At 37.0% G+C, this 11,051-nt stretch carries 12 protein-coding genes and 1 pseudogene; 7 read left to right on the top strand and 6 right to left on the bottom strand.

Annotated features, from left to right (window positions below; translation table 11 throughout):
- The first annotated feature begins 598 nt into the window (after window positions 1-598).
- From mreC to argB, 3 genes are all read left to right on the top strand, one after another.
- Window positions 599-1,354 (top strand): rod shape-determining protein MreC, encoded by a 756-nt coding sequence (gene mreC / locus F6K15_RS29955; protein WP_293068291.1) that lies wholly within the window; start codon window positions 599-601, stop codon window positions 1,352-1,354.
- Window positions 1,355-2,363: 1,009 nt separating this feature from the next.
- On the top strand, window positions 2,364-2,873 hold the full coding sequence (mreD, locus tag F6K15_RS29950; RefSeq protein WP_293068290.1) for a rod shape-determining protein MreD: 510 nt from the start codon (window positions 2,364-2,366) through the stop codon (window positions 2,871-2,873).
- Between the two features lie 223 nt (window positions 2,874-3,096).
- The gene (gene argB, locus F6K15_RS29945) at window positions 3,097-3,996 is read left to right on the top strand and encodes an acetylglutamate kinase (protein ID WP_293068289.1); all 900 of its coding nucleotides are present in this window, start codon (window positions 3,097-3,099) and stop codon (window positions 3,994-3,996) included.
- Between the two features lie 322 nt (window positions 3,997-4,318).
- On the opposite strand, the gene F6K15_RS29940 is transcribed toward argB, so the two are convergent.
- Both F6K15_RS29940 and F6K15_RS29935 read right to left on the bottom strand, forming a co-directional pair.
- Entirely contained in the window at window positions 4,319-4,771 is a 453-nt protein-coding gene (locus tag F6K15_RS29940; RefSeq protein ID WP_375341096.1) for a DUF948 domain-containing protein, read from the bottom strand.
- Window positions 4,772-5,350: 579 nt separating this feature from the next.
- Window positions 5,351-5,698, bottom strand: coding sequence for a YtxH domain-containing protein (locus F6K15_RS29935; RefSeq protein ID WP_293068286.1), 348 nt, complete (start codon window positions 5,696-5,698; stop codon window positions 5,351-5,353).
- Between the two features lie 160 nt (window positions 5,699-5,858).
- Between F6K15_RS29935 and F6K15_RS29930 the strand changes: the two are divergent.
- Window positions 5,859-7,144 (top strand): annotated as a pseudogene (locus F6K15_RS29930) (RNA-guided endonuclease InsQ/TnpB family protein).
- A 270-nt stretch (window positions 7,145-7,414) separates the two neighbouring features.
- Here F6K15_RS29930 and F6K15_RS29925 read toward each other — a convergent pair.
- Window positions 7,415-7,720: a hypothetical protein gene (locus F6K15_RS29925; protein ID WP_293068284.1), complete on the bottom strand. Its 306-nt coding sequence runs from the start codon at window positions 7,718-7,720 to the stop codon at window positions 7,415-7,417.
- Between the two features lie 682 nt (window positions 7,721-8,402).
- Between F6K15_RS29925 and F6K15_RS38725 the strand changes: the two genes are divergently transcribed.
- Genes F6K15_RS38725 through F6K15_RS38715 form a run of 3 tightly spaced genes read left to right on the top strand, consistent with a single transcriptional unit; the run spans window position 8,403 to window position 9,178 of the window.
- Window positions 8,403-8,705, top strand: a complete 303-nt coding sequence (locus tag F6K15_RS38725) for a PD-(D/E)XK nuclease family transposase (protein WP_363268997.1) — start codon at window positions 8,403-8,405, stop codon at window positions 8,703-8,705.
- Window positions 8,612-8,959, top strand: a complete 348-nt coding sequence (locus F6K15_RS38720; RefSeq protein WP_363268989.1) for a PD-(D/E)XK nuclease family transposase — start codon at window positions 8,612-8,614, stop codon at window positions 8,957-8,959. The genes F6K15_RS38725 and F6K15_RS38720 overlap by 94 nt, the downstream gene beginning before the upstream one ends.
- A 21-nt stretch (window positions 8,960-8,980) precedes the next feature.
- Complete coding sequence (locus F6K15_RS38715) at window positions 8,981-9,178, top strand: DUF4351 domain-containing protein (protein ID WP_363268995.1); 198 nt, start codon at window positions 8,981-8,983, stop codon at window positions 9,176-9,178.
- A gap of 280 nt (window positions 9,179-9,458) precedes the next feature.
- Here the strand turns inward: F6K15_RS38715 and F6K15_RS29915 are convergent, their stop codons facing one another.
- The 3 genes from F6K15_RS29915 to F6K15_RS29910 form a co-directional block, all read right to left on the bottom strand.
- Window positions 9,459-10,118, bottom strand: a complete 660-nt coding sequence (locus F6K15_RS29915) for a hypothetical protein (protein WP_293068282.1) — start codon at window positions 10,116-10,118, stop codon at window positions 9,459-9,461.
- Window positions 10,119-10,468: 350 nt separating this feature from the next.
- Entirely contained in the window at window positions 10,469-10,552 is an 84-nt protein-coding gene (locus tag F6K15_RS38710; protein WP_363268993.1) for a sigma factor-like helix-turn-helix DNA-binding protein, read from the bottom strand.
- A 181-nt stretch (window positions 10,553-10,733) separates the two neighbouring features.
- Complete coding sequence (locus F6K15_RS29910; protein WP_293068280.1) at window positions 10,734-10,973, bottom strand: hypothetical protein; 240 nt, start codon at window positions 10,971-10,973, stop codon at window positions 10,734-10,736.
- Window positions 10,974-11,051 lie beyond the last annotated feature (78 nt).

The following is an 11,051-nucleotide window of genomic DNA, read 5'->3' as shown; positions in this document are numbered from 1 at the left end:
AAGCATCAATACTTACTTAATTGTTGGCTTGATCGCGATAGCTATGATTTTCTTCTAAAATTCTGTCTCCAGTATAGCTGTCTCCTGTCTCCTTCTTCAATACTACATTTTGAAGTGCGGAATGTAGATTTAATATGTCCTAACCTTATCCTGTGACTGCTATATAAGTTTCATCTCTGTTCCCTGTTCTCTATTTCCTATTTCCTTAAAACTCTGTATCTTTGAATGAGTAAATCTCGAAATTCAGTAAGAAGATTAATTACTAATAACTCATAGTTAATTGGGATTTCAATAATCAAATATTAGCTAGTTAGGGCTTACCGATCAAATATCAAAGCATTGACAGATAAAGGCAAGTGCCTTTTTGGAAGGAAAAAAGTGCAAGGCTTTCGGTTGCTCAGAAGCTCATGAATGTTACCATTTTGGGCAAGAGTTAGGCAGAAAAATCAGGGGACAAATATATCCTACCTACTCTATAATTCCCATTTCTCCTGAGGACTGACTCCTGAGGACTGACTCCTGATACAGAAGTTTCTGTTTTGAATAGAAATTAGTAGTAATAAAGTTTAAAGTAGTAGCAAATTTTCAGGTTTTACCAATGCAAACATTGCGTCGTCGAAGCTTAAAAATCATCAGAAAAGCTGCATTGTTAATATTAGCAATAAGTGCAGCTTTTTGGGTTAGACAAACTCAAGGTTCTTTACTTTTTGAAATTTATCATTGGCTGAGTTTACCATTTCAACCTAGCCCTGTTCAACAAGAAGTATTAGTTAATGCTCGTATAGAAGAACTAGAAATTAAATTACAAGAATTAGAGAAACAAAATAATACTCTCAAGCAACTTTTTAATTATACAAAAACTAGAAAAACAAAAGGAATAGTAGCTCCTGTAGTGGGTAGAAGTGCAGACTATTGGTGGCAAAAAGTAACTCTAGGAAGAGGTAGTAAAGATGGTATTCAAAAAGATTTTATTGTGATGGGAACTGGTGGTATAGTAGGTAGAATAACTAGCGTTACACCTCATACTAGCCAGGTATTATTAGTAAGTGACCCTACCAGTAAAGTTGGCGCGGGAATTATTCGCAGTCGTCAGATGGGTTTTATGAAGGGTCAGGGTGACGATCTGGCTGTCTTAGAATTTTTTAACGATCTTCCTGATGTTAAGGTTGGTGATGTTGTATCTACTTCTGCTTATAGTCAATTATTCCCAGCAGGTTTGGCTATCGGAAAAGTTGAATCTATTAATTTGAATAATAGTCCTGCTCCACAAGCTAAGGTTAAATTATCAGCACCACTTAATACTTTGGAATGGGTGACTGTTTATCAAAATAAACAGAGTGAAACAGAAAAGTAATTAAACTATCAACGATCAGCTTTTTTATTTTTCTTTAGTTGTCTACCTTGAGTTGTTTGGTTATTAGATGTATTTAATCAAAATGAAAAGCTTTTGATTAGTCAATTTTTTATTTAACAGATTTTAATTATTCAGAAAATATCTGGGAATTAGGGGATAGAGGTAATACCAAATTTATATAAAGTTGCATAGAATAATATTTTTATCGGGGTTGACTGTAGATAGAGACAGACAAGTTAATAAATTTCATAATTCTGTGCCACCTCACATAAAATTGGTATAAGGCTTTCCAATTTTTTACAATTCATTTAAGACTGCCATAATTAAAATCATGCAAAAATATTAATAATTTGCACAACCTAAAATTATTAGGAAATAAGTCTCATTCTGCTCACAGTTATTTTATTTCCCATTTTTATTAATATTCTAATCAGGGCAATTATTCTGTTAAAAATACTCTTTTTACCTAATTATCTTTTACCTAAGACAAATGAAAATTATCATTGACTAGGAAAAAATTCTATATAGCAATTCCCAAGAAGCGTGAGGCACAAAATTCGTTTGTTTTAGGTAGGAACGTTGTATGCAAAGTAGTTCATTAATGGATAATGGATAATGGATAATGGATAATTACCTCTGGTTAAAACCGCTACGGAATTGAATATCAGGAGATATTATTTCTTCTCTTGGTCGATGGTCGGACAGCGAGGAGACCTCGCCATCTCTCGACCGCTTTTTTCCCCTTAAAAGGGTCAGCTTCAAGGCGCGAATTATTTAATTATTAATTATTAATAATTAATAATTCGGTAAGTCCGAGTAATTCAGGAAACAGGAGAAAAGAATAAAAATAACTATACCTCAGTAATTTGAGAAACTCTATAGATGCTTTTTACAGCAAAAAAAATAGTATCAATTACCAATAATCTAGAAATTTTATCCTAGTTAAAAATTGAACAATTAATTTATCCTCAACAACTTTCAAATTATTAAATTTACTTCCTTAACTCAGATGTCTAATATATCTCAGCAAACTATTTTCAAATCACTAATCACTATTACTTCTGTACTTCTTTGTGCACTATTATTATTCACTCGTATTCCTGGAATGGAAATTTTTGGCATAGGACCTAACTGGTTATTAATTTGGGTAGTTGCTTGGAGTAGCCAGAGTTCAATTATAGAAGCTTTAGTTGCTGGCTTAGTTTTAGGATTAATTCAAGATAGCATCACAGCTCCTTATCCCACTCACATTATTCCTTTAGTTTTTGCAGGATTTGTCACGGTGTTTTTACAGAAGCAACGCTTTATTCAGGAGGATTTTATTTCCATAGCTTTAGTAACATTTATTCTGGCAATTCTTGCAGAAACTTTTATCGCAATTCAGTTAGGATTAATCGGTAATCAAACATTTGGAGAAATTTGGGTTCACCACAAACAAATTGCTTTGGGTTCTGCTGTTATTAGTAGTCTTTGGGCTCCTGTGATTTATTTTCCTCTTAGTCAATTGTGGAAACTTTAAGACAACTAAGTACTAGGTTTGAAATTGAAATAAACTATAGACTTCTTGCAGAAGTCAGGGAATAGGGAATAGGGAATAGGGAATAGGGAATAGGGAATAGGGAATAGGGAATAGGGAGATGAAATTGTTAATTCCATATCTTGACTTGATTTAATTAAAACTTTTGCAAGAGGTCTTATATATTGATATTGTTCAAATTATCAATTCAAAAGGTTAGCTGTCTATGCTAAAAAGTAAAGATTTTGAAAATCAGTCAGAAATCAACCGAGTCAAAGTGCTAAGTGAAGCACTACCTTACATTCAAAAATTTGCAGGTCGTAAAATAGTCGTCAAATATGGCGGTGCGGCCATGAAAGATAGTAACCTCAAAGATAAAGTAATTAGGGACATTGTATTACTATCTTGTGTGGGTATACGTCCAATTGTGGTTCATGGTGGTGGCCCAGAAATTAACTCTTGGTTGGGCAAATTAGGAATTGAACCACAATTTAAAGATGGTTTGCGAGTTACTGATGCGCCCACTATGGAAGTAGTAGAGATGGTATTAGTGGGAAGGGTTAATAAGGAAATTGTTTCTTTAATAAATCAAGCTGGTGGCCGTGCTGTGGGTTTGTGTGGCAAGGATGCGAACTTAATTAAAGCACGTCCCGAAGGAAGAGAAGGTATTGGTTTTGTTGGGGAAGTCAGCAACATCAAAATAGATATTTTACAATCCCTAGTTGATGATGGTTATATTCCCGTAGTATCTAGTGTAGCTGCAGATGAAAAAGGACAAGCCTACAATATTAATGCAGATACTGTTGCGGGTGAAATTGCTGCTGCGATGGATGCAGAAAAGTTAATTCTCCTTACAGATACAGCCGGAATTTTGGAAGACTATCATAATCCAGATAGTTTAATTGTTAAGTTAGATATCCAGGAAGCTAGACAATTGATTGAAAAAGGAATTGTATCTGGTGGGATGATTCCGAAAGTAAATTGTTGTGTGCGGAGTTTAGCTCAGGGAGTTCGAGCTGCCCATATTCTTGATGGTCGAGTTCCCCATGTACTTTTACAGGAAATCTTTACAGATTCTGGAGTAGGATCAATGATAGTAAGTAGTTTGGGACTTAATAACTTTTAACTAGGGTTTGCTGAATTAAAGTCTTTTTGCTGGGGTAGGAGACAGGAGACAGGAGACAGGAGACAGGAGACAGGAGACAGGAGAAATGGGAATGAGCGAGGAGGCAGGAGAAATGGGAATGAGCGAGGAGGCAGGAGTAAGAATTGTCAGAGTGATTTTTCTGCCCAACTATGAACCTAAAATAGTAACTTTTTGAGCGTTTTAGACTGAAATAGGCGCACTGCAATTCGACCCCAAAAAGGCTAAAATCTTTATCTGTCAATACTTTTAGATTTAATCAGCAAGCCCTAACTAGGGAACAGGGGAGAAAACATTTCCCTGTCTAAGGTTTATTATCTATTAAAGTAGAATCCTCAGTTTCAGAAGCAGGAGGAATATCTGTGTAGAGATGGTTTTGATCGACATTTTTGTGAGAAAATGATGGGGAATGCTTAAATGGCCTCCTCGTATTTTCTTTTGTTTTTGAATGAAATGTTTTCCAGGCTACTTTAATACCAGTAAAAATACTTTTCGTTGTAGTTTTAACTTCCTTGGTTTGTTGACGGACATTACCAATACTTTGATCGACTTGCTTAACAATTTCTCCTGCACTCTGGACACTATCATTAACATCATCAGTCAACTCACTAATTTCTATGCCAGTGAGACGAATTGCTTCTAAAGTTGGTGGTAGTTCGCGAGCTAGGATGTCAGCTAACTTTTCTAGACTACGAGCAGCTCTAGCTAATGCCAACATCGCAGGTAAGGTGACAATTAATACAGTAGTGAGGCTCAATGCAACCAGGAAAAGGGACAATCCTAGCCAAAACAAAGGGTTGTTCACAGGTATTTCGCCTAAACAGGGGAATGTTCAACAATTGATAATGAACAATGAATAATGGATAATTACCTCTCTTTGAAAGAAGAGGGTTGAACTTAAGGAAAATATTTTCTTTTTATTTTCTTCATAAATGAAGAGGTCTTAGACCAAATTAAGCAATTATCAATTATTCATTGATAATTTCCTATTCCTGGATAATCTTAACAATAATTAGGGCTTGCTGATTAAATCTAAAAGCACTGACATATATTGGTTTGCTGCCTTTTTTTGTCTAAAAAAGTGCGCCTGTTTCGGTATATTGAGCTGCATAAAGCTAGTATTTTGGGATGATTATGGCAGAAAAATCTTGGGACAATTTTTACGACTACCTCCTCTATAATTTCAATTTCTCCAGTATAGCTGTCTTCCCCTCCACCGGAGGGGTCAGGGGTGGGTTGTCTCCTGTCTCCTACCCCTACCACTCATACTTTCCATACGCAAACCCTAATTAGTGCTATTGTAGAGTATTTTAAGATTAAAAAAAAGCTTATTGTTTTAATTTTCCCTGTTTATAACTACTGAAACTTCAGAGTTTTTTGCTTCTAGTTGAGATAATATTTCTTTCTCTTTTTGACTAGCTTCATATCCAGCAGCGATCGCCTCTCTTAGCCTTTCTAAAGTTTCTTCCCAAGAATTAGTAGTAGCTCCTGAAAAACGGTCTGTTTGAAATTTGACACTGGTAGACAAGTCTGTTACAAGTTGGGGAATAGCTGATGCAGATTTTTTCACTAACTGTTGTGTTTTTTTACCAGTTCTAGGGGCTATTAATAAGCCTGTTAATGTACCTATGGCTGAACCTAGCAGTAGACCACTGATAAATAGTCCAGATTTTTTGTTTGACATACTTAATATAAATATATTTCTAGAAGACTTCTTTATCTAAATGTTGGCATTTATACCCGCGCTCTCCGCAGATCGGGAACGGAGGGATGGGAATGCCAATCAATTTTGCGGTTTCACACAGAATATGTTAGAATCTAAACCTAGAATTAGCAAGCAGTAAATGGTTGAAAAAGCTTACAAGTTTAGGTTCTATCCTACTCCAGAACAGGAAAACCTGTTGAGGAGGACTTTAGGCTGTGTTCGACTGATCTACAACAGAGCTTTAGCTGCTAGAACTCAAGCTTGGTATGAAAACAAAGAGCGAGTAGGGTATAAGCAAACTTCTGCTATGCTAACTCACTGGAAAAAGCAGGAAGATTTAGATTTCCTCACAGAAGTCAGTAGCGTCCCATTACAGCAAGGTTTAAGACATCTACAAACTGCTTTTACTAACTTTTTTAGTGGACGTGCCAAATATCCTAACTTTAAGAAAAAGCGCCCGGGGCGGTAGTGCAGAATTTACAAAGTCCGCATTTAAGTGGAAAGATGGTCAAGTCTCAGATCGCTAAATGTGCTGAACCATTACCTATCAGATGGAGTAGGCAAATACCTCAAAACTGTGTACCAAGCACAATTACCGTAAAACTTGACCCCAGTAACAGATGGTCAGTGTCCCTTAGAGTCAATGACCCTAGAAACTTGAAGCTTAAGTCAGTAACTAAGCAAATAGGTATTGACTTAGGAATTACCAGTTTAGTTACTACCAGTGATGGAGAAAAAATTGCTAATCCAAAGAACCTCAAAAAGTTACACAAAAAACTTAGGTTAGCAGGGAAGTCTCTATCTAGAAAAACCAAGGGGTCTAATAACTATCAAAAGGCCAGGCTGATTTTAGCTAGGATACACGCCAAGATTAAAGATTCAAGAGAAGACTATACCCATAAGTTAACCACTCAAATAATCAAAGAAAATCAATTGATTGTAGTGGAAGATTTAGCGGTAAAAAACATGGTCAAGAATCATAACCCACCCCCATCCCCTCCCGGGAGGGGAGCAAGAGGGGTGGGTAGTGATGCCAACTGGGGAGAATTAGTTAGGCAATTAGAATACAAAGCAGAGTGGTACGGTCGTCAATTAATTAAGATTGACAGGTATTTCCCTAGTTCTAAGCGTTGCTCTAATTGTGGTCATGTAGTGGAGAAATTACCTCTAAATATTAGAGAGTGGGATTGTCCTGAATGTAGTAGTCACCATGACCGCGACATAAACGCAAGTATAAATATTTTGCGGATGGGAACCCGCGTCGGCGATAGACGCAAGGGAACGCCCACCAAGAAGGCTGCGGGACTCGCAGTGTCAGTCTGTGGAGCGACCGTAAGACCTGAAGGGAGCAAATCTCGGAAGGCGGGTGCTAAGAAACAGAAAGCCCCTAACAGTGATGCCAGGGAATCCCGCGCTGTCTCCTAAGAGCAGCGTCGGGAGGATGTCAATATCAATCATATCTAAATTTTTGAAAGAGGACTCCCATTATCATCGCTCTTATTTGACGGTAAGATTTGATGGTGAGAGTGTCAATATATTTAGTGCAGGATGGCGGAAATAATAGACCAGTTACAAAATCCAAAAACAATTACAAATTAATATTTTGACTGTCTTGAGTGCGTCTTGCATTCTGAGGAGACCTCAGAATTACGCACTCGCTTTTGACTTTTGACTTTTAACTTCCGCGTAGCGGCACTAGCGCCAAATTCTACAGAAACGATGCCAAATGGTTCTGAGCAACCAAAGCATGGCCATAATTTGTTTAACCTGTTGAACTTGTAAATCCAGTTGTTTATATAGTTGTCGTAATTGATTTATTTTCTGCTGGTGAAGTTGGAAAAATTCAGGTGTTTTATCTAGTACCTTACTGGTACAAATATTTATCAAATTGAGAGTTTGTTCTACTTGTAATAATGTGAGTCTAACTTTCCAGATTCTCCAAGCTAGATAAAAACAAAAAATTGAGATAACGATATTTAGTTCAATTACTAACCACAGCATTTTTCACTTCACCAAAAAATCTAGAGAATCACTCAAACAAAAAGTCCAATCTGAATCAAAACTTATCAAAAAAATATGGGTCGCGCAACCCCGCCTTTTAAGGCGAAATATTTTTGGAGAGTTGCTCACGCATCCCTACTTCCCCTCCTGGGAGGGGGAGGGGCGAGGGGTGGGTTAACTTCTGACTTCTGACTTCGTTAAGATGTTCCCTAAAACTCTTATGTTGGACCGACACATTTAAAATGGAGTAGGGGAGATTGAATATGGAATTCATTAATGGATAATGGATAATTACCTCTCCCTTTTAGGGAGAGGATTGACGCTTAAGGAAAAGATTTATTTTTTTCCCCTTGAAAGGGGAGGCTTTAAACCTGAATTATCTAATTATTTAATTGTTTAATTATTAATTATTTCGGTAATTATAGAATTATCAAAGTATATTATATCAAATCCACTCGGATTTGGTATCAAAAAATGTTCTATTAAAGCGCCATTGTCAAATCTTTCTCGATCTCCCCATCTTTCTGGTCAAGGTTTTGATAACTCAACGTTTTAGACGTGAAATAATTTCGGGAAATTACTGTAGCTTCAAAGTTTTGATCCTATAAAATCTTACTTTTGACTTTTGACTTTTGACTTTTAACTTTTAACTTTTAACTTTTAACTTTTAACTTTTAACTTCATTTCTGGTTATTTATATAGGGAGAAAAGCTACTATGAAATTTATCAATCCCAAGGTCGATTATGCTTTAAAAAAATATTTGGTTCCGAACAAAGCAAAGAGATTTTAATCAGTTTTCTGAATGCAATAATTTATAATGGAGAAAAAACCATTGAATCTTTGACAATTGTCAACCCTTTTAATCCCGGTCAAATTATATGTAGGGGCGAATGGCCATTCGCCATAAAGATGATTATATTAATAAATTTGTGTTTCAGGAGGAAACTAAAACGTATAAATGCTTGGAAAAAGAATTGCGGTTAATTTTTGTGGAACTGCCGAAGTTTAAAAAAAGTTTGTCGGAGTTAAAGAGTTTGACAGATAAGTGGATTTATTTCCTGAAAGAGGCGGCTAGTTTTGATGAGATACCAGAGAGTTTAGGGGAAGTTGCGGAAATAGAACAAGCTTTAAATATTGCTAATTTTATTAATATGAGTCCAGAGGAGTTAGAGATAGTTGAAAACCGAGGGATAGCAATGCAAGATGAAAGAGGACGGATAGCTTATGCAGAGCAATAAGGGGAAGCAAGAGGGGAAGCAATAGGACTACTTAATCAAGCGATCGCTCTAATAAAACTGTTAATAACTCAACGTTTTGGAGAGGTTTCTGAAGAGATTAGTAGTCAGATAGAAAGTTTGCCTTTAGCAGATGTAGAAGATTTAGTAAAGGTATTTTTAAGTTTTAATAGTTTGGTAGATTTGGAAAGTTGGTTGCAGGAACGTTTGAGTCTGAATTGAGTGAGGCGACCGCTCATTGTCTCATCTGGTGTCAAACTCGCCAACATTACTTACTGTGTGAAATAAAGATTTTTTGGGATATCGGTGGTTGGTACTGATAACTGATAACTGATAACTGAAATAGGCGAGTCCCATTGAGGAATAGGCTCGCCGTTGGTGAATTTAGGTTAGGAGTGGAGTAACCAGGGTTGAGTTAAGTATCTTTGGGATTGCTGTTTCTTTATCCTTTCTGATTCTTCTATTCCTTTACAATCCTGTTTTCCTTCTTTTCCCTTAATTTTTACTCAGGCTCACACTCTGTTACAAGTAGATGAATATTCGATGGATAAAGTGCACGCACTTGCATATTTTTGAATGGGGGATATCCATCACAAATGTCTTCCACTTCTATCGTATAACCTCCTGGTGCTTGTATGTTTTTTACACAATTCCCTGCTACAAGAGTTATAGTTTCCTCGTTGTACCCGGTGTTATTCAGGGCTAGATCTATTGACTTTGCTGTCCCATCCACTACAGACAACCATTCCTGAATGTAGCCAAGACTAGGATTCATCTTGCTCTCAGATAAATCAAGATAATCGGGTTCAACTAGACATGATACTGCTACTTCTCCGGGATAATTTCTGTATCCACTATCCGCTCCTCGAAAACTTTTCAATTCCAGCCCATCTGGATTATCCTCCAAACTATAGAAATATCCCTTATTAGGAGTGCCGTAATACACTGTGAAAGCATCGCACAAGGTCCTTTCTTCTTCACAAATTTCTTTTGCTACTTCGTAATCTATTCCAGTTTCGCTATCATAGGGGGTGCCCACAACTTCTTGTTTGGGATATACTTCTATGTCTGTTGCATATGCATAGGAAGGATTGGGTGTTAATGGGATTAGCAATAAGCTCAACATTATTGCTATGATTCCCGCTTTTATGTTCTTTAACATTTATTTTGTCCTTTTCTCTTTTAAGTTTTTTCCTTCTAGCCTTTCCGCAAATACTATCACATTCTGTTCTCGCAATTTGCTTTCTTGGCTTTACATTTTTTCGACGTTTCCAAGCACTTTTATCTGAACTATATTTCTTTAATATGTCTAACTCGCGAACCTTTCCGTGTAAATCATTTCATTACAGCGGTTTTCCTACACGGTAGACCACAGTAGGGACGTTCCATGGAACGTCCCTACAGGGTTTGATGTGTGAAGATGTGGTTCATCAATTTGAAAAGCGCTGTAAGTAGTTTTCCCCAATTGCTCCTCTGCCTTTTCCAGATGAGTCCAATCTCCTTCTTATCGTCTCATCCTGTCCTTTTGACAATTTCCTGATAAGAAAGCTTTTCATAAAAATGTAAAATAAAAGTTTCCCGCATCCGTTCGGGCAAAGAAGCGATCGCCCACTATCTTATCCAGTGTCAAACTTGCCAACATAACCATCTGAATCAACAAATTCAGGAGGTACCTGCAATTGTTCCTCTGCCTTTTCCATCATAGTTCAATCTCGATCGCGTCGTCTCATCAAAGTCAAACTATGGGGTGAGGGTGAATAGGCTATCGCTCATTGTCTCATCTAGTGTCGAACTCAGCAACATTCACTGCGTGAAATAAGGATTTTTTGGGATATCGGTGGTAGGTACTGATAACTGAAATGCAACGGCGAGTCACATTGAGCAATGCGATCGCCGTTGGTTGATTTGGGTTAGGAGTGGAGTACCGAGGGTTAAGCTTCCTCAGGTATGGTAAGGAGCGATCGCCCCTTACCATACGACCCCAAAGAAAATTATTCGTTGATCTCCATCCTCTCACTAATATCAAGTCTCATTAATCAGCCTGAAGGGGTTACAGGCAAGGCCAAAACCTTTTGGGATAAGCTTTTTATCAAAC

The sequence above is a fragment of the Okeania sp. SIO2B3 genome (genome assembly GCF_010672525.1).
Taxonomy (GTDB): Bacteria; Cyanobacteriota; Cyanobacteriia; order Cyanobacteriales; family Microcoleaceae; genus Okeania.
The sequence above is the reverse complement of the archived record's forward strand: the minus strand, read 5'-3'. Positions and strand labels throughout refer to the sequence as shown.